The 19796-nt window shown below is 44.5% G+C and carries 18 protein-coding genes; 15 read left to right on the top strand and 3 right to left on the bottom strand.

What is annotated here, in order from left to right; all coding sequences use genetic code 11:
- Window positions 1-6 precede the first annotated feature (6 nt).
- The gene (locus tag ACAM37_RS07175; protein ID WP_369625861.1) at window positions 7-1392 is read right to left on the bottom strand and encodes an efflux RND transporter periplasmic adaptor subunit; all 1386 of its coding nucleotides are present in this window, start codon (window positions 1390-1392) and stop codon (window positions 7-9) included.
- Window positions 1393-1680: 288 nt separating this feature from the next.
- Here ACAM37_RS07175 and ACAM37_RS07170 point away from each other — a divergent pair, with 288 nt between their 5' ends.
- Window positions 1681-2259 carry a TetR/AcrR family transcriptional regulator gene (locus ACAM37_RS07170; protein WP_369625860.1) on the top strand — a complete coding sequence of 193 codons (579 nt, stop codon included), beginning with the start codon at window positions 1681-1683 and terminating at the stop codon, window positions 2257-2259.
- On the opposite strand, the gene ACAM37_RS07165 is transcribed toward ACAM37_RS07170, so the two are convergent.
- A complete protein-coding gene (locus ACAM37_RS07165; protein ID WP_083710736.1) occupies window positions 2256-3365 on the bottom strand; it encodes an alpha/beta fold hydrolase in 1110 nt (369 codons plus the stop codon). The two genes, ACAM37_RS07170 and ACAM37_RS07165, sit on opposite strands and share 4 nt — an antisense overlap.
- A 152-nt stretch (window positions 3366-3517) precedes the next feature.
- Window positions 3518-4438 carry a polyprenyl synthetase family protein gene (locus tag ACAM37_RS07160; RefSeq protein ID WP_369626848.1) on the bottom strand — a complete coding sequence of 307 codons (921 nt, stop codon included), beginning with the start codon at window positions 4436-4438 and terminating at the stop codon, window positions 3518-3520.
- A 440-nt stretch (window positions 4439-4878) separates the two neighbouring features.
- Between ACAM37_RS07160 and rplU the strand changes: the two genes are divergently transcribed.
- The 14 genes from rplU (at window position 4879) to nuoL (ending at window position 19794) form a co-directional block, all read left to right on the top strand.
- A complete protein-coding gene (gene rplU, locus ACAM37_RS07155; protein ID WP_062334263.1) occupies window positions 4879-5190 on the top strand; it encodes a 50S ribosomal protein L21 in 312 nt (103 codons plus the stop codon).
- Between the two features lie 40 nt (window positions 5191-5230).
- The gene (rpmA, locus tag ACAM37_RS07150) at window positions 5231-5494 is read left to right on the top strand and encodes a 50S ribosomal protein L27 (protein ID WP_036591251.1); all 264 of its coding nucleotides are present in this window, start codon (window positions 5231-5233) and stop codon (window positions 5492-5494) included.
- Between the two features lie 359 nt (window positions 5495-5853).
- Window positions 5854-6543, top strand: a complete 690-nt coding sequence (gene lolA / locus ACAM37_RS07145) for an outer membrane lipoprotein periplasmic chaperone LolA (protein ID WP_369625859.1) — start codon at window positions 5854-5856, stop codon at window positions 6541-6543.
- 529 nt (window positions 6544-7072) lie between these two features.
- Complete coding sequence (gene ndhC, locus ACAM37_RS07140; protein ID WP_472826313.1) at window positions 7073-7606, top strand: NADH-quinone oxidoreductase subunit A; 534 nt, start codon at window positions 7073-7075, stop codon at window positions 7604-7606.
- Window positions 7607-7699: 93 nt separating this feature from the next.
- Complete coding sequence (locus ACAM37_RS07135) at window positions 7700-8362, top strand: NuoB/complex I 20 kDa subunit family protein (RefSeq protein WP_135889007.1); 663 nt, start codon at window positions 7700-7702, stop codon at window positions 8360-8362.
- Window positions 8363-8507: 145 nt separating this feature from the next.
- Window positions 8508-10292 (top strand): NADH-quinone oxidoreductase subunit C/D, encoded by a 1785-nt coding sequence (nuoC, locus tag ACAM37_RS07130; protein WP_062334274.1) that lies wholly within the window; start codon window positions 8508-8510, stop codon window positions 10290-10292.
- 13 nt (window positions 10293-10305) lie between these two features.
- Window positions 10306-10815, top strand: a complete 510-nt coding sequence (gene nuoE / locus ACAM37_RS07125) for an NADH-quinone oxidoreductase subunit NuoE (RefSeq protein WP_007115470.1) — start codon at window positions 10306-10308, stop codon at window positions 10813-10815.
- The gene (nuoF, locus tag ACAM37_RS07120; RefSeq protein WP_369625858.1) at window positions 10812-12284 is read left to right on the top strand and encodes an NADH-quinone oxidoreductase subunit NuoF; all 1473 of its coding nucleotides are present in this window, start codon (window positions 10812-10814) and stop codon (window positions 12282-12284) included. Before nuoE ends, nuoF begins: the two co-directional genes overlap by 4 nt.
- 9 nt (window positions 12285-12293) lie before the next feature.
- Window positions 12294-15299, top strand: coding sequence for an NADH-quinone oxidoreductase subunit NuoG (nuoG, locus tag ACAM37_RS07115; RefSeq protein ID WP_369625857.1), 3006 nt, complete (start codon window positions 12294-12296; stop codon window positions 15297-15299).
- Window positions 15299-16354 (top strand): NADH-quinone oxidoreductase subunit NuoH, encoded by a 1056-nt coding sequence (gene nuoH, locus ACAM37_RS07110; protein WP_353609303.1) that lies wholly within the window; start codon window positions 15299-15301, stop codon window positions 16352-16354. The genes nuoG and nuoH overlap by 1 nt, the downstream gene beginning before the upstream one ends.
- A gap of 15 nt (window positions 16355-16369) precedes the next feature.
- Window positions 16370-16921 carry an NADH-quinone oxidoreductase subunit NuoI gene (gene nuoI, locus ACAM37_RS07105; protein ID WP_007115474.1) on the top strand — a complete coding sequence of 184 codons (552 nt, stop codon included), beginning with the start codon at window positions 16370-16372 and terminating at the stop codon, window positions 16919-16921.
- A complete protein-coding gene (gene nuoJ, locus ACAM37_RS07100) occupies window positions 16918-17562 on the top strand; it encodes an NADH-quinone oxidoreductase subunit J (RefSeq protein ID WP_369625856.1) in 645 nt (214 codons plus the stop codon). Before nuoI ends, nuoJ begins: the two co-directional genes overlap by 4 nt.
- Window positions 17562-17885: an NADH-quinone oxidoreductase subunit NuoK gene (nuoK, locus tag ACAM37_RS07095; protein ID WP_007115476.1), complete on the top strand. Its 324-nt coding sequence runs from the start codon at window positions 17562-17564 to the stop codon at window positions 17883-17885. Before nuoJ ends, nuoK begins: the two co-directional genes overlap by 1 nt.
- Window positions 17886-17892: 7 nt before the next feature.
- Window positions 17893-19794: an NADH-quinone oxidoreductase subunit L gene (gene nuoL, locus ACAM37_RS07090; protein WP_007115477.1), complete on the top strand. Its 1902-nt coding sequence runs from the start codon at window positions 17893-17895 to the stop codon at window positions 19792-19794.
- Window positions 19795-19796: the final 2 nt, after the last annotated feature.

Below are 19796 nucleotides of genomic sequence, written 5' to 3'. Positions count from 1 at the left end.
CCGTGCTTATGGTTGCGCAGTTTTGGCGGTAGTTGAGCTATTTGTTACGGTCGTCTTGGTGGTCGTCGTGGTAGATGCATTGGTCGGTACCGCTGTTGAAGCTGATGTAGACGCCACATAAGGCATGGCTTTGACTTGCTGATCTGGTTTGACTTTGGCGCCGCCAACCATCACCACTTGCTCACCTTGTTTTAGACCGCTAGTGACAATCCATTGACCTTGGTGCGTGCCTTGAACCGTAACTGGGCGTAATTGGATTTTATTATTGGCGTCAACCACATACACGGTTGATTCACCTTTGGCTGTACGATTAATGGCACTTTGTGGTAATAATACGGCATTATTGATAATACCTTGAATCAACTGGGCATTCACCATCATCCCTGGCAACAGCACAAAGTTATCATTGCTAAATACCGCACGCAGATTGACCGTGCCTGTGGTACTATCCACTTTAGCTTCTTCAAAGCGAAGTTGCCCCACCATCGGGTAGGTTGAGCCATCGGCGAGCTTTAACTGAACCTGTGCGGTACGCGGTGTGCTAAGTTTACCAGCCGCAAATTGCTGACGAAGCGCCAATAACTCGGCGGCTGACTGACTGATATCGACATAAATTGGATTGAGCTGAGAAACAGTTACCATCTGCGTCGAGCCCGCAGTGGCAAGCGCACCGACATTGACATTTGAGCGACTGGTGATACCACTAATAGGCGCTTTAACCACAGTACGGCTCATGGTGAGCTGATTGCTATTCACTGATTGCTGTGCGCCGCGAGCCGCTGCTTGGGCGGCATCAATATTGGCTTGTGCCACCCCGACTTGCGCCTGCGCATTTTTAACCGCTGCTTGAGCGGTACGCACGGCGGTTGCCCCTTGGTCATATTCTTGACTTGAGATAGCCTCAGTACCACGTAGCTGTTTTAGACGGTTTAAATTGGTTTGAGCCAGCGCAAGTTCGGCTTGGCGGGTTTCTAGCACCGCTAAGGCATTATTATAGTTGGCTTTTGCGGTATTGACACTAGCAAGGCTTTGGTCAAGGCTTGCGCGACTACCGGCAAGTACACTGGTGTAGCTATCGGTATTGATTTGATATAACGGCTGATTTTGTTTGACAAAAGTGCCTTCGCGAAACAACTGGCGCTCAATAATACCTGACACTTGCGGCGTAACGGTGGCTTGTTGATAGGCGACAACTTTACCTGATAACTCTTTGGTAAGTGGAATCGTTTGGAATGTTACAGGCTGTACATTAACTATTGTGGGTGGCATTTGCGCCTGTGCTCCTGCACCGCCGCCGCCACTTTGTTGCTGGGCTGCTGTGTCTGACTTATTACACCCGATTAATAAGCTACAACTCGCTAATGACACCATGAACAACATTGGGTATCTCATACCAACCTCATAAAAAATAGGGAATCTTTGAAAAAATATTATAAAATAAATGCGACATTGTTGTTGCAATATTTACGATAAGACACAAAACTTTAGGATAACTAAATGATGGCTACATTACTACCCATCTATCGGCAGCGGTTATTTTAAAAAAAAATCTGCAATTGCGAAACCGACAATATTAAACAAAGTAAGTGTTTAAGCAACAATTGTCACCTATTTGTATGGATAAAAATTTTAAAATGTCAAAGCCATTGATAGATTTTTTTAATAAGGAAACATTTACGCATGACTTTAAGTCATAACAAGTCACCTGATTTACGTGTTGTCAAAACCCATAAAGCCATCCGTGAAGCCTTTATCCTGTTGTTGTCCGAGCAGGAGTACAACGATATCGCTATCCAAGCAATTTTGGAGCGCGCCAAAGTCAATCGTGCTACTTTTTATAAATACTACAGTGGTAAGGGTGATTTGGCAAGGCAGATGATTGATGATTTTAAGCAGGAAGTCAGCCAGCTATTTCAAGACAGGCTCAATGCTGATAGTCAAATGCTACAAATGATTATGGAAAATCATTCACAAAAGCTGTTTGAACGCCGCCAACAGATGCTTGCCCTGTGGAAAATCCGTAGCCAACACCACAATCTTTATCATGATATGTTTTTGATGGGTAAACAAAACTTTATTGAACTGGCTAAAAAACAAAAGGCGACCGACTATTTGACGGCAGAGGCGATTGATTACCAAGCCACCATGATGGCCACTATTTTTATGGCAAGTTTGAAATACTATTTTGAAAAAGATTTGCCATTACCGAAGAAATTGCCAGTGGATTGGCAACAAATGCTGGACATCATAAAAAGCTAGCCCAGTTGGCTATCATAACGAAAATGATTAATAAAATAACTTGCTAATACCTCGACCAGTGCCACGGGCATGTCGTGACCAAGCTCATCAATAAGTATCAATTGACTGTGCGCAATATGCTTCGCAAGCGAATACGCATGACTAAATGGAATGAGTTTGTCTTGTTTGCCATGAATGATGAGGGTGGGTTGGTGGATTTGCTTGTCAATATCGACCAGTGACCCCGTCGCCAAAATTGCCAGTAACTGACGCTGCGTACCTTTTGGGTAAAAACGCCGTTTAAACAGTTTTTTAGCTTTGCTGAACGCCGCTTGTTCATCAAAATAATCGGGGCTGGCGATGGTCTTGATGGTTTGCACAAACTGCTGGGTCAATGCGTCAGCATCTTGGCTTTTGGGTAGTGGCTGGGTAAAGGCCTTGATGGCTTCAATGGCGGGTGGGCGAGAAAAGGGTCGATTGTTACTGGTGGATAATAGTCCCAATTTTTCTACTTGGTGTGGATAACGCACCGCCATGATTTGCGCAATCATACCGCCCATCGATTGACCAATCACAAAGTATTTTTTGATGCCTAGCATTTTGAGCAGTTGATAGGCATCTTCTGCCATATCGTACAAATCATACGGAGTTTGCAGGTTTTTAAGCGGTAAACCCAGTCCGAATCTGCCCAGCAATTTGGCTTTATAAATGGGCGAATCATGAGCGGGGGTCAGTTTTTTGTGCTTAAGTTTGCTGGATTTGCCTATGTCGCGATTGTCAAATCGCACGACCCGAAAGCCAGCATTGATTAACGCATAGCAAAATTCATTGGGCCATACCAAGCTTTGCGCGCCTAGCCCCATAATCAGTACGATGGTAGGGTGAGTAGGGTCGCCACCGACTTCAACGTAGAATTTATACTTTGGGGTGCGCACCTTGGCGGCTTGCATAAAATCCGCGTGTTTGGAAGGTCGAAATTTAATGTCGATGGTGGCAGGGTTAGCAGGGTCGATGGTGGCAAGTGATTGAATGGTGTCTAATGCCGATTGCGCTTGAATTTTTTTGGCTTTATCTTCGATAACTTGTTGTTTAATATCGGGTAATGAAGAGGGGGTGGTATTAGACATACAGCGTCCATAATTAAAAAGCTAACCATCAAAAAGCCATCAATCAAAAAACTATCAAAAATTAGCAAACTTGTATGACGATTTAATGACGTATGATTTACCGCGCCTCGAATTGGACATCAAACTAATCACCACCCAGCCTTTATTAATAATTAATAAAGCCGTTGGCTAGCAAGCGTCATCAAATCGAGTAAACCTTGGCGATATCGTGAATCAGGTAAGGTCAGCACGGCTTGTCTAGCAATCTCGCTTTCTTGCATCGCTTTGTCACGGCAGTACGCCAGTGCGCCGCTGTTTTTGACAATCTCAATAATCTCGCCCGTGTCTTGCACTTCACCTGTCTGAATAGCAATCCGTAATTTTTCATGCGTATGACCCGTGGTCATTTCAAGCGCTTTAATCAGCGGCAAGGTGGGCTTGCCCTCAGCAATATCATCACCCACGTTTTTGCCGAGCACCTCACTATCACCGACAAAGTCTAAGATATCATCAATAATTTGGAAGGCATTACCAAAGTGCTGACCAAATTTGGCGAAGGCGTCATTGTATTCAGGGCGATTTTCCAAAATAGCCACGCCTTGACTTGCCATCATAAATAGCCGAGAGGTTTTACCGTCAATGATTTTCATATAATCGGCTTCGGTGGCTTGGGGGTCATGCTGATGTTGTAGCTGTAATACTTCCCCTTCAGCGATATCACAGGTGCCATCTGAGAATAACTGCAATAACGGCAATGAGCCAAAACCCACCAAAAGATTAAATGAACGGGCAATCAGATAGTCACCGACCAATACAGCCGTTGCATTATCCCACGTTGCATTCGCAGTCGGCTTACCGCGGCGCATGCCTGATGCATCAATCACATCGTCATGTACTAACGTTGCGGTATGTAGCATCTCAGTGATTGCGCCCAAATGCATCGCAGCTTGTGAGGGTTGGTCGTTACAAATACGTGAGCAAAGCAGCGAAATTAAAGGGCGCATACGCTTACCGCCTGCGTTGATGACATGCTGACTCACCGACATGACCAGTTTGACTTTTGAGCTTAGACTGCCATACACCTGCTTATCCATAATCTCGAAATCGTCAGCGATAATAGATTGAATCTGCTGATAGGTGACAGGCGTGCTGTTACTGTCTTTGGTAACAACATTGATAGCAGTAGATGTAGGATTTAATTGTTCATTGTCTAGCATAGGTTGGCTCAAAGCTTGGAGTGAAAATTCGTGAAATTTGGCTTGTGGTGAAAGTCGGCAAAATCATACCATACTGCCGTTTTTTGTGTAAGTTATTGCTGTGTATTTTTATTGGCGACTTGTATTACTCAGCATACATGGCGTTGACAAACGCGCAATAATTTATCAGCCAAAATCGACCCCGCATCCGTGAAGTTTTACTTGATTTTAAACAATAAAAACGTTAAAATCGCGACCTTATATTTCCCTGTGTATCCGTCGTAGAAGTGTTATCGCCCTTGGTAGCCACGGTGTACGGGTTTATTGGAGCAACCAAGATGTATGCAGTAATCAAAAGTGGTGGTAAACAACATCGCGTCGTTCAAGATGAATTTTTAAAAGTTGAATTGCTAAAAGCTGAAAAAGGCGATACCATCAAAATTGAAGACGTTTTAATGGTCGTTGATGGCAGCGATATCAAAATTGGTCAACCTGTGGTTGCCGGTGCAGTGGTCGAAGCTGAAGTAGTAGAACATGGTCGTGGCGAAAAAGTACGTATTGTAAAACACAAACGTCGTAAACATTACCATAAAGAACAAGGTCACCGTCAATGGTATACTTTGTTAAAAATCAAAGCAATCACTGCTTAATTGACTATTTCAAACACATTAATCTCTAGGAGACATCGACATGGCACATAAAAAAGCCGCAGGTTCTACCCGTAACGGTCGTGATTCAAACCCAAAAATGCTTGGCGTAAAAATCTTTGGCGGTCAACAAGTTGTTGCTGGTAACATCATTGTACGTCAACGTGGTACAGAATTTCACGCAGGTGAAGGTGTAGGTATGGGTCGTGACCATACATTATTTGCTTTGACTGACGGCGTGGTAAAATTTGCTGTTAAAGGTAAATTCAACCGTCGCTACGTATTTGTTGAAGGCGCAGCTGAATAATCATTCAGCTTGTTGTTAAACAAATCAACCCAATAAGTTGCACTTATTGGGTTTTTTATTGCCTGTATCCCAGCGTCTTAACGGGTTTTGGATAGTCTTGAATGGCTTGGCACTGGTTAGTTATTATCTAGTCAAAACTTTCTTTCTTATCACTCAGCTATTGTTACATTTGTTACAACTTAAACAACAATCATTGCATGGGGCGTCTAGTTGGGTAAGAAAAATTTAGCGACAATATTGGTCAGTGAATTTAGCTTAACTGGTTAATTTTTAATTTATTGATTAGCCTGTTGGGCTAATATTATTTTTGAATACTTTTTCTAAACTTTTAACAATTTTTATTGAATGAGGAACCTACCATGACAACATCTACCAATAAAATTATCAGTAAATTAGCTACCGGTATATTATCAGCATTATTGCTTACCAGTATGCCGATGACAGTCGCCATGCAATCAGCCAATGCTGCTGTCGCCAACTCAGCAAGCGCGGCAACAAACTTAAACAATCTACTCAAAAATGTCAAAAGCATGACGGCTAATTTTAGTCAAACTACCTCTGGCGCAGGTGGTAAGGGATTGAGTAAGGTATCAAGAAATTTCTCAGGTACTATGGCTGTGCAACGCCCAAACCAGTTTCGTTGGCAGATTGATGGTACAGCGTCGCAGTTAATTGTTGCCAATGGCAATACGCTTTGGGTGTATGATAAAGACTTAAATCAAGCGACCAAGCAAAGCGTGAGCAATCAAGTCGGGGATACCCCAGCACTGATTTTGTCAGGTGACCCAAGCAAAATCGCCAATAGTTTTAATGTGACCCAGCCGATTGCCTCAAAAAATTATTACGTGCTGTATCCAAAAAGTGGCAATGCCAACTTTAAAAGCTTAGGCATCGCTTTTAATAGCGGTAATCCTGTGATGATGGTATTAAATGATAATTTGGGACAAACCACCACTATTCGATTCTCCAATGTGAAACGCAATGCCTCAATTGCCAGTAATCAATTTAGCTTCACACCACCTAAAGGCGTTGATGTGATTAACCAATAAGGTATTTAACTATTTCATTAAATACCTTATTTAAATGATTTTTGGCTGATAAACCCTGCTTACGGCAGGGTTTTTTTGCTAAAGTGTTGCTATTTAATTAACGGTTAATTAACGGAAGATTGAAGCCTGCTACTAGCATTTTTTACATAAAATGAGTAAACTATCCGTGTTTTAGCCAGTTAACAGCAATATATAGTTACTTTTGTTAAAATACGCATTTTTATAAAGTGATGTAATGCCACTTTATATTAGGTTTTCATCGTGGTTTTAGCAATATATTTGACTAGCCTGTTTAGTAACTAGCCAATCACTCACCGATTACAATAATGGTCAATGGATGTGCAGCGGGGCAGCTTGTTAGCTGGTACGAGGTAATCTTAAGGAAAATAGTTCTTAAGACGTTATCTGCCATCGTCTTTGTGATATTACGCTTGAGCCAGACGGGCTTGGTGGAAGTATCAAAAATATCGTCCCAACTTGAATTGCTTAACCTACGTAACGGTTAGTCGTATTGCCCAGGAGTATCCTCATGATTCCAGTCATTGATTGGTCTGCAATTGTATTTATTTTGGCAGCCATAGGACTTTGTATTTTCATGCTTGTTGTACCAAGATTGTTAGGTGGTACTTCTAAAGGCTTTCAAAAGCAAGAAAATTTCGAGTCGGGTGTGGTCAGTGCTGGTTCTGCCAGAATCCGTTTATCTGCAAAATTCTATATCGTCGCTATCTTCTTTATTATCTTTGACTTAGAAGCATTATATCTATATACCTATGCGGTATCGGTCAGAGAAGCAGGTTGGCTGGGATTTTGGACCGTTGTGCTGTTTGTGGTAGAGCTGTTAATCGGTTTATATTATCTGCTCAAACTAGGGGCACTTAACTGGTCACCTGCAGACAAAAAGCCAAAACCAAAACGTTTGGCTGCTGCGCCTGCGGGCTTTAATCTGGCGGATATTACCCGCTTTAATGGTGTTGAAGAGTTAGAAATTGACCCTACTGGTAAAATCCCGGCCCAGTTGTCTGGCGCAATGAACCAAAACCCAAACAATAACGCTGTAAAATAATAATCCGACTTTGTAATCTGTGTTGCAAGGTCGTTTGCATTTGTAGTGATATAGAGCGAAATCCTGCTTTAAAAATCAAGGTGATCGAGCATTATGAAATATACATTAACCAAAGCCAATCCAGATGCCGACAGATTTCCAGACCAAACCCGTCAAATTATTGACGAAGAGGAAGTCAATAAAAACGTCGTCATGACGCGATTAGAAGATTTGACCCATAGCCTTGCCAACTGGGGCCGTAAGCATTCATTGTGGCCATTTAACTTTGGCACCTCGTGCTGCTATGTGGAGTACGCAACGACATTGACAGGCGTGCATGACTTGTCGCGCTTTGGCGCTGAGGTTATTCGTGCGTCACCGCGCCAAGCTGACGTGATGATTGTGGCAGGTACTTGCTTTATGAAGATGGCGCCTGTTATTCAGCGTCTCTACGAGCAAATGCTGGAGCCTAAATGGGTCATCTCTATGGGTGCCTGTGCCAATTCAGGCGGTATGTACGATGTGTATTCAGTGGTGCAAGGCGTTGATAAAATCATTCCCGTCGATGTGTATATCCCTGGTTGCCCCCCACGTCCAGAAGCCTTAATTCAAGCCATCATGCTGCTGCAAGAATCGATTACTAAAGAACGTCGTCCACTCGGTATTCATGTCAATGACCAAGGTATCTACCAACCTGTCATGCAGCCAGAACGTGACCGTAAACAAGCCGATCGCATCGCGGTCAAAAATCTACGCAGCCCAGATAACATTGAGTAATGCTAGAGATTGATTAATGCTAGAGTCAATCTCTGGATAGATTTAGGATGAATTTTCGCTAAGTAAAAGCTTATCGAATTGCGTTCAAAACAAAAAAGGTATTCCACTACCTTCTTAATAATTGTGAATGAGGAAAGTGCCACTCATGGTAACGGTAACTGATAATCAAGCACAAACTGATGTCCCAGCAGTGATTGCAGAATTAAATCGCAAGTTTGAGGGGCAGTTTGTTGTACAAAAAACCTTTGACGCTTTTCCCACTATTTGGGTCAGCCGTGAACAGGTCATCGAAGTACTCCTGTACCTTCGCACCTTGCCACAGCCTTACGTGATGTTACTGGATATCTCAGCGATTGATGAGCGCTTACGCCAGCATCGTAAAGACAGGGATGGCAATGCCTTACCTGACAGTGATTTCACCGTGTTCTATCATCTAATGTCGTTAGAGCGCAACACAGACATTCGCATCAAAGTGGCGCTCAAAGAAGCTGATTTACACATCCCTACGGCAACCCGTATTTGGCCCAATGCCAACTGGTATGAGCGCGAAGCGTGGGATATGTTTGGTATTACCTTTGATGGTCACCCCCATTTAACCCGTATTTTATTGCCAAAATACTGGGAAGGTCATCCACTGCGTAAAGAATACGCCTCTCGTGCAACTGAAGTACCGCCTTATTATCTCGATAAAGGCAAGCAGATGTTTGAGCAGGAGAACCTACGATTTGTCCCCGAAGAGTGGGGCATGAAACGTAGTGGCCGTGACGAAGACTTTATGTTCCTAAACTTGGGTCCTAACCATCCTTCTGCGCACGGTGCATTTCGCGTTGTGCTTCAGCTAGACGGCGAGGAAGTCATCGACTGTATCCCAGACATTGGTTATCACCATCGCGGCGCTGAAAAAATCGCCGAACGTCAAACTTGGCATTCATTCATTCCTTACACTGACCGTATCGATTATCTTGGGGGGGTGATGAATGAATTACCGTACCTCATGTCAGTGGAAAAATTGGCAGGCATTACGGTACCAGACCGCGCGAATACCATTCGTATCATGATGAGTGAGTTCTTCCGTATCACCAATAATTTGCTGTACTGGGGTACCTTTATTCAAGATGCGGGCGGTATGACGCCAGTATTTTATATGTTCGCCGACCGTCAAAAAGCGTATGATGTGATTGAAGCGGTAACCGGTTATCGTATGCACCCAGCGTGGTTTCGTATCGGCGGTACCGCGATGGACTTGCCAAACGGCTGGCACAAACTGGTTCGTGAATTCTTAGATTGGATGCCAAAACGTATCGATGAATACGTCAAAGCTACTATGAAAAACAAGGTGTTACAATTGCGTACCCAAAACGTTGCCCAATATGATGCTAAATCTGCACTGGCTTGGGGCGTATCAGGTCATGGTCTACGTGCCACCGGTATCCCTTACGATGTGCGTAAAGCGCGTCCTTATCTTGGCTATGAAAATTTTGATTTTGAAGTACCCATTGAGTTTAATGGCGATGCATATGACCGCTGTTTGGTCAAAATTGAAGAGATTCGTCAGTCACTGCGTATCATTGAGCAATGTCTTAACAACATGCCAATGGGGGCATACAAAGCCGATCACCCACTGGCTGTACCACCGCCCAAAGACCGCACCTTAAATGACATTGAGACTTTGATTAACCACTTTATCTCAGTATCGTGGGGTCCGGTCATGCCAGAAGGCGAGTCCTCCTTTATGGTGGAAGCAGTGAAAGGTATTACCAACTATTATATTACGTCTGATCGCTCAACCATGAGTTACCGTACCCGTATTCGTACACCGACCTTTGCGCATTTACAGCAAATGCCGTCAGTCATTAATGGTAGCTTGGTTTCTGACTTAATTATTTATCTAGCGTCGATTGACGTTGTTATGGCAGACGTTGACCGTTAGGAGAAAACCACCGATGAAGATTGTAACTGATAAAACCCCAAAGGTGGATGTCGCAAGCATTCTAACCGAAGCAGAAATTCACGACATTCATGAATTTATGCATCACTACCCACAAAGCCGCGCGGCATCACTTGATGCGCTAAAAATTGTCCAACGCCGTAACGGCTGGGTGGATGATGCACAAGTCAACGCGATTGCTAATATTTTAAAAATCCCAGTCACCGATGTGGAAGGGGTTGCAACATTTTATAACCGTATCTACCGTTCACCAGTTGGTCGTCATGTGATTTTGGTCTGTGACTCAATTGGGTGTTATCTGGTAGGGGCAGAGAATTTAGGTCAGGCTTTTGAGCGCACCTTAGGCATTAGTTTTGGTCAAACTACCCCAGACAATCGTTTTACCTTATTACCCATTTGTTGTTTGGGTAACTGTGATAAAGGTCCAGCGGTTTTGATTGATGAAGATACCTACGGTCCTGTCCAAATTGAAGAGATTGCTGAATTGCTGGAGCAATACGCATGAATATAACCCGTCAAATTAATAATCGAAAAATTGGCAAATCACCCAGTCAATTGGGCGAGCAAAGCATTCCTATTTATGGTGACAAAGCGACAGCCACCAGTGAGACCAAGCCCCTGACTTGGCGTTTGGCGCATTATGACTCAGTGCTAGATTTGGCAACTTATGAAAGCCTAAAAGGGTTTGAAGGTTTAAAAAATGCCTTGGCTAAATCTGCCAAAGAAGTGGGCAACATGATTAAAGATGCCAACGTGCGTGGACGTGGCGGTGCAGGCTTTAATGCAGGTCTTAAATGGACCTTTATGACGCCACCGGATGGCGGACCCCGTTACTTGATTTGTAACGCAGATGAGATGGAGCCAGGCACATTTAAAGACCGTCTATTGATGGAGCGCCTACCATTTCAGCTGATTGAAGGGATGATTATCTCAGGTTATGCCATTGGCGCAACCGCAGGGTATATTTTTATCCGTGGTGAGTATATTGAAGCCGCCAAACGTCTAAATAATGCATTGGATGAATGCCGTGCCAAAGGGTATTTAGGTGATAATATCCTAGGTTCAGGCTATAGCTTTGATTTACATGTGCATACCGGTGCAGGTCGTTATATCTGTGGTGAAGAGACGGCGCTCATTAACTCGCTTGAAGGTCGCCGTGCCAATCCACGTACTAAGCCACCCTTCCCGCAAGTATCAGGGGCATGGGGTCGTCCCACTGTGGTCAATAACGTAGAGTCTTTAAACAACATGCCGGGTATCATGCTGCATGGCGTAGAATGGTATAAAGGCTTGGCACAAGGCAAATCAGAAAACCCCGGCACCAAAATCATGGGTTGTTCAGGTCTAGTCAATGATCCAGGGCTATGGGAACTGCCATTTGGTACTACCGCTCGCGAAATTATTTTTGATTATGCCAAAGGCATGAAAGACGGTCGTAAACTAAAGGCTTGGTTACCAGGCGGTGCATCAACTGACTTCTTAACCGCCAGTGACGAGCATTTAGACCTGCCAATGGACTTTGAACCCATCATGAAAGCGGGTAGCCGTTTAGGTACCTGCTTGATTATGGTGGTAGATGAATCGCAAGATATGGTGTCATTGTCGCTCAATTTGCAAAAATTCTTTGCCCGTGAATCCTGCGGTTGGTGTACGCCTTGCCGTGATGGGTTGCCGTGGGGGGTCAAAACCTTGCATGCCATCGATACAGGCAATGGTCAACCTGTCGATATTGACGTATTGCGCCAATTGACCAAAGATTTGTGGTTAGGTAAAACCTTCTGCGCCCACGCACCTGGGGCAGTTGAGCCATTACAAAGTGCGTTAAAATACTTTTTACCAGAATTTGAAGCCAAAATTGGTAACAATGTGGCGCCTGAAGAACAATTGTCCCCAACGGGCGTGCCTTCATCTGCAAACAGCGGAAAAGTTGAAGTGTATCAACCGGGTAAGACCACCAATGGGCAATCAGTGTAAGGAATTAGCATGGCAATTATTCATATAGACGGTCAAGACGTCGAAGTTGATGGTGCCGATAACTTGCTACAAGCTTGTTTATCGCTTGGCATCGATATCCCTTATTTTTGTTATCACCCTGCATTGGGCTCGGTGGGTTCTTGCCGCCAATGTGCCGTCAAGCAATATAATAACAAAGAAGATTATGAAGCGGGTCGTGGTCGTTTGGTCATGTCGTGTATGGTCAATCCGACCCCAGACATGTGGATCTCAGTGACGGATGCAGAAGTGAAAAACTTCCGTAAAAGCTTGGTTGAGTTCTTAATGACTAACCACCCCCATGACTGTCCAACCTGTGAAGAGGGCGGTCATTGTCACTTGCAAGATATGACCTACATGTCAGGTCACAATCATCGTAAATACCGCTTTACTAAACGTACCCACCAAAACCAAGACTTGGGTCCATTTATCAATCATGAGATGAACCGCTGTATCGCCTGTTATCGCTGTGTGCGTTATTACAAAGACTATGCAGGTGGTGAAGATTTGGGCGTTTACGCATCAGCAAGCCGTGTGTACTTTGGTCGTGATAAAGACGGTCAGTTTGAAAGTGAATTCTCAGGTAACCTTACCGAAGTTTGTCCAACTGGGGTATTTACCGACAAAACTCACTCAGAGCGCTACAATCGTAAATGGGACATGCAATATGCCCCAAGCATTTGTCATGGCTGTTCGGCAGGTTGTAATATCTCAGCGGGTGAGCGCTATGGTGAATTGCGCCGTATCGAAAACCGTTTTAATGGGGAAGTCAACGCTTACTTCTTATGTGACCGTGGTCGTTTCGGCTATGGCTATGTTAACCGCCAAGACCGCCCAATTCAAGCGGTTGAAACACTAAGCGGTAAACAAACCAATCTGAGCATTGACCATACTATCGATACCATCAAAAACCGGTTACAAGGCAAAAAAGCCATCGGTATTGGTTCACCTGTTGCCAGCCTTGAATCAAACTATGCGCTCAAACGCTTAGTCGGTGCCGAAAATTTTAGCATTGGTATTAGCAAACAAGAAAAAACTGTGGTACAAAAATGTATCGATGTGTTGACCACAGAAAATATCCATAATCCAAGCATGCGTGAGATTGAGGATTATGATGCGGTATTGATTTTGGGTGAAGATATTACCCAAACCAGTCCACGTATTGCACTGGCAGTACGCCAAGCGGCAAAAAATCGCGCCAAACAAATGGCAGATGCGCTAAAAACGCCAGATTTCTTGGCAGAGCCTGTGGCTCGTATCGGTCAAAAAGACTACAGCCCAATCTTTATTGTGGATGTCAAAGATACACGCCTTGATGATATCGCTGAAGTAAGCTGCGTCGCTACGCCAAGCGATATCGCTGAACTAGGCTTTAGCATTGCTGAACAAATGAAAAATTTGGCTACTTCACAATTACCAAAAGATTTGGTCATCGATGAAGACGATAATGCTGATATGCAAGCATTTGCTAAACATATCGCGCAGACGCTGCTTAAAGCAACCAAGCCCCTTATCATCTCAGGCTCGTCACTGTACCACACCGCCATCATAGAAGCGGCGGCACAAATTGCCAATATCGCTGAGCAAAAACGCGGTGAAGTGGTCATCTATGAAAAAGGCGTGGTTGACGCCCACAACGTCCAAGTGGATGCAGAGATTGCCAAAATCGATGCAGAACAAGCCAAGCTCAAACAAGAGATGGATGAAGCGGCATTTGCTGAACAAGCTAAGCAGGTTAAACGCCCAAGCCGTATGAACCCGACCAAAGGCTATCAAGAAAAAGCGGGCTTGTACTTGTCAGTACCTGCTGCCAATAGCATAGGCGTCAACTTACTCGGTGGTAAAGCGATTGATGAATTAGGTGATGATGCCGATGTGGTGATTGTCATGGAAAATGACATCAGCCGCCGCCTAACCGCTGAGCAAATGAACCAATTGCTAATCAATAAATCATTGATTGTACTCGATCATGAAGCTTACCAATGGCATAACCATGCAGACGTGATGGTGCCTGTAGCAACTTTTGCAGAAGCGGACGGTACACTAATCTCAGCAGAAGGTCGTGCACAGCGTTTCTTCCAAGTTTATGATCCTGTTTACTATCGCCCACAAAGCATGGTAAAAGAAAGCTGGCGTTGGTTACATGCAGTAGAGTCTGAGCTCAATGGCCGTGCGATTGACTGGACGCAGCTTGATGATGTGATTACTGCGGTCGCAGACACCAATCCACAATTAGCCGCAATCAGACAAGCAGCGCCATCAGCCGATTACCGTATTACTGGTCTAAAAGTCGCGCGTGAGCCACGCCGTTATTCCGGTCGTACAGCGATGCGTGCACCGATTTCTGTGCATGAGCCAGAGCAGCCGAAAGATATCGATACGGGCCTAACCTTCTCACAAGAAGGTTATGTGGGCACCCAAACGGATTCATCAATGATCCCATTTGCTTGGTCAGCAGGTTGGAACTCACCGCAAGCTTGGAATAAATACCAAGATAAAGTGGGTGGTCATCTAAAACATGGCGATCCAGGGGTGCGTATTTTTGATGCGTTAACCGCATTGCCAAAACGTGAGTATATTGCGCCTGCGGCAGCTAGCCAACAAGGTTCCACCCAGCTAGTACCTGTGTATAATATTTTTGCGAGTGATGAACTCACTGCCCGTAGTGAAGTGGTCGCCTCACAATTGCTGCCAGCTGCCTTTAGTGTATCAACGGATGATGCCGATAAATGGCAATTGCAATCAGGTGATATGTTAACCGTCACAGTGAAGGGTGTAGCGACCACATTACCTGTGCAGCTTGTCGATTATTTAGCCGAAAGCTGTGTGGGCTATCCTGTGGGTCAGGCGGGTGAATTAGAAGCCCTGCTAGCACAACCCCATACGGACATCAGTATCGTAAAATCAGCAACTACCAACACTGTCACCCAAGCGGTACCACCAGCAGCTAATAATGGTGGCTTGACAGCTCAAGTAACTCCAGGGGAGGGGGTATAATGGATTATTCTGTTAGACAGATGCCCGATTTACCTGCATGGCTGGCTGGGGTAATGTCCCCTGAAGTTTGGTCAATTGTATTTTTGGCAGTGCAATCAATTGTTATTTTCTTGGCGGTGGTGATTTTTGCCGCGTTGATGATTCCTTATGAACGTCGCATGTTGGCACTGTGGCAAGACCGTTATGGTCCAAACCGTGTGGGTTGGCAAGGTTCGCTACAAGTTGCCGCAGATATGCTTAAAATCTTCTTTAAAGAAGACTGGACCCCCAAATTTGCCGATAAATTTATTTTTATCTTGGCGCCTGCGATTTCATTGTTTACCGCTTTAGCCGCTTATATCATTGTGCCGGTTACGCCATCACTCGGTGGCGCAGACTGGAGCATCGGTATTTTATTCTTTTTTGCGATGGCAGGGTTGGCGGTTTATGCGGTGATGTTTGGTGGCTGGGCATCAGCCAATAAATATGCCTTGCTCGGTGGTCTACGCTCTGCTGCCCAAACCATTAGTTATGAAGTCTTTCTCGGATTATCGCTAATGGGTGTGGTGGCGTTGGCAGGGTCATTTAACTTACGCGATATCGTATACTCACAAGCCGGTGGTTTTTGGCACTGGAATGTGTTTGGTCAAATTTTAGGGTTTTTAACCTTTATGGTCGCAGGTGTGGCAGTCACCCACCGTTTCCCATTTGACCAGCCAGAAGCAGAGCAAGAATTGGCAGAAGGTTACCACGTTGAATACTCAGGTATGAAATTTGGTATGTTCTTTGTCGGCGAGTATGTGAACATCGTGTTGGTATCGTCGCTGATTACTATTTTATTCTTTGGTGGTTGGTTGCCATTATTTGATGGACTGAGTTTTATCCCGCCGATTATTTGGTTCATGTTAAAAACGCTATTTTTCATGACCATGTTTGTATTGGCGCGTGGGGCGCTGATGCGTCCACGTTATGACCAAGTAATGAACTTTGGCTGGAAAATTTGTCTACCCATTACCTTGATTAATTTACTCGCGACGGCGGCCTATGTATTATGGCGCACCCATGGTGTAGGGTAAGGTGGAGATTAACGTATGTATTTGACTATGGTAAAAAACACGATTACGGGTTTTGGCTCAATTCTGCGCACCCTAATCATGGTCGCAAGTCATGCGACCCGTAAACGTGATACGATTTTATACCCAGAACAACCTGTCCCTGTACCGCCGCGTTTTCGGGGGCGTATTGTACTGACACGTGACCCGGATGGGGATGAGCGCTGTGTGGCCTGTAATTTATGTGCTGTCGCTTGCCCGGTGGGTTGTATTTCACTGCAAAAAGCGGAACGTGAAGACGGACGCTGGTATCCAGAGTTTTTCCGTATTAACTTCTCACGTTGTATCTTTTGTGGTATGTGTGAAGAAGCGTGCCCGACAACGGCTATTCAGATGACGCCAGATTTTGAGCTGGGTGAGTACAACCGTCAAAACTTGGTGTATGAAAAAGAGCATTTGTTAATTTCAGGTCCGGGTAAATTCCCTGACTACAATTATTACCGTGTGACTGGGATGGCGACCAAAGATAAACCTAAAGGGGCACACCAAAATGAGTCTGCACCGATTGATTTACGGAGTTTATTGCCATGATAACCGGAGCAACAATAGGGTTTTATTTATTAGCGATTGTCGCTATTTTGGCTAGTTTGCGCGTGATTACTCGTACCAATCCTGTGCATGCGTTATTAAACATGATTGTCACGCTGTTGGCGTTATCAGGTATTTTCTTTGCCTTAGGTGCGCCATTTGCCGGTGCGCTTGAAATCATCGTTTATGCCGGGGCGATTATGGTATTGTTCGTCTTTGTGGTGATGATGCTAAACTTAGGCACCCAAAGTACCTTAGAAGAAGAAAGCTGGTTATCATCCTCAGCTTGGGCAGTGCCGGCAGGACTTGCATTTATTGTGGGTTTGACTCTGTTTAGTCTGATTGGCATGAAACATGGGTTTGAAGGAGTCATGCCAGCGTTTATTGGGGTGGAGCCAGTTACGGCAAAAATGATCGGTGCCAAATTATTTACTGAATATTTATTGTTGGTCGAAATTGCAGGATTTTTATTACTAGCGGGTTTGGTGGCGGCTTATCATTTGGCAAAATCTGCCTTGGATGATGAAAACGAAAGTCATAACAGTGAGCTTGGTAATACCGTACAACCTGCCTTAACGAATTTTATTGATAAAGAGCCCAGCCAACCGGCTGTGTTACGCGAAGTTCAGGAGGAGAAGGCATAATGGGACACTTTCCATTAGAGCATGTGCCATTAGAGCACGGTCTAATCTTGTCAGCGATTTTGTTTGCCATTGGTTTTTGTGGTGTGATGGTACGACGTAATTTTTTGTTTATGTTGATGAGTCTTGAGATTATGATGAATGCTGCTGCCTTAGCATTTGTAGTGGCAGGTAGTCGCTGGGTCAGTCCTGACGGACAAATTATGTTTATTTTGGTGCTAACTTTGGCAGCCGCTGAAGTTGCAATTGGGTTGGCTATTCTTTTACAGTTTTATCATAAGCGTGGTCATTTAGATGTCGATACGGCAAATGAGATGAAAGGGTGAAATCAAAATGAGTATGTTACCTTTAACCTTTATGCTGCCGCTGATTGGCTTTCTGATTCTAGCGACCATGCGTGACCGCTTAAGCGAAAACGCAGCCGCAGTGGTCGGTGTCGGCAGTATGGGTTTGGCTGCTTTGTGTGCCTTGATGGCAGGCAGTGATTTTTTAATGAACCATCCACAAGGCGCTGTCATTAATCAGCCGTTGTGGACGTGGATGCAAGTCGGTAGTTTTGCCCCGAAATTTGGTCTCATGCTGGATGGTTTGGGCGTGACCATGATGGGCGTGATTACCGGTGTCGGTTTTTTAATTCATATTTTCGCGTCATGGTATATGCGCGGTGAAACAGGCTACGCAAGATTTTTTAGCTATATGAACCTGTTCGTCGCAAGTATGTTGTTACTTGTGCTTGCTGACAATTTAGTGCTGTTGTACTTAGGTTGGGAAGGCGTTGGTATCTGTTCTTACTTATTGATTGGTTTTTATTATCACGAGCGCGCCAATGGCCGTGCTGCGATGAAAGCCTTTACCGTAACCCGTGTGGGTGATGTGTTCTTAGCGTTTGGCTTATTTTTGTTGTTCCGTGAATTGGGTACGTTAAATATCTCAGATATCAATGCCAATGTATCGCAAATGCTAACGTCGGCAGGGTCAACGGTGACGATTTTTGGTCATAGCTATCCTACTATCAAAGTTGCGGCTGTGATGCTAGTGCTTGGTGCGATGGGTAAATCTGCACAAATTCCGCTACATTCTTGGCTTGCTGATGCGATGGCAGGTCCTACGCCTGTTTCAGCCTTGATTCATGCGGCAACGATGGTTACCGCAGGTGTGTATTTAATTGCCCGTTTACATCCTGTGTTCTTATTGACCCCTGATGTGTTGGCAAGTTGGGTGGGTATCGTTGGGGCAACAACATTGTTGGTTGCTGGTTTCTGTGCGCTTGCACAAACCGATATCAAACGTATCTTAGCTTATTCAACCATGAGTCAAATCGGCTATATGTTCTTGGCATTAGGGGTAGGCGCTTGGCAAGTTGCAATTTTCCACTTGATGACCCATGCGTTCTTTAAAGCTTTATTATTTCTAGGGTCGGGCGCTGTTATCTTGGCTTACCATCATGAGCAAAACATCTTTAAAATGGGTGGGTTGTTTTATAAAAATAAATTCCTATTTGCGGTGTTTGCGATCGGGGGTGGGGCACTTGCTGCGATTCCTTGGATTACGGTGGGTTATTACTCAAAAGATGAAATCATTTGGGAAGCCTTCGCATCAGGTCATATGAATTTATTTTGGATGGCAGTGGTGGGTGCGTTTTTAACCTCGATTTATACGTTTCGTATGATTTGGATTGTGTTCTTTGGTGAAGAAAAAACGCCTATTCACGATCTTAAAGGTTGGACATACTGGCTGCCGCTCGCGGTATTGCTAGTGTTATCAACTGCGGTGGGGGCGATGATTCATCCACCATTAGCAGGCGTATTGCCACAAAGTTTTAGCGTGATTCATCCTGAGGTAGAACATGGTAAGCACACGGCAGAAATGATTGTGATGGCTGCGATGTTGGCGGGGTTGATTGTGGGTGCTTTCTTGTTTGCCCTAGATAAAGGTCGCATCGTGAGTAAGTTTAACCAAACAGGTTTGGGCCGTGCGCTTAATTACTGGTGCTATCATGGTTTAGGTTTTGATGCTTTGTATGACATTGTATTTGTTAAACCATTCTTATTGATTGGTAAGTTGATTAAAATTGACCCGATTGACCGCACTTGGAATATTTTACCAGCCCTATCGTTGGCAGGTAACCGAGTGGCGACATGGTTCCAATCTGGCTCGATTCGTGGGTATGCTGCAAGCTTCGGTCTTGGCATGGCAGTATTGTTGGTGTTGGTAATGATGATGATAGGGAAGTAACA

It is taken from the genome of Moraxella sp. K23, assembly GCF_041154765.1.
Classification (GTDB): domain Bacteria; phylum Pseudomonadota; class Gammaproteobacteria; order Pseudomonadales; family Moraxellaceae; genus Faucicola; species Faucicola tetraodonis.
This window is presented reverse-complemented; position numbering and strand designations above follow the sequence as displayed.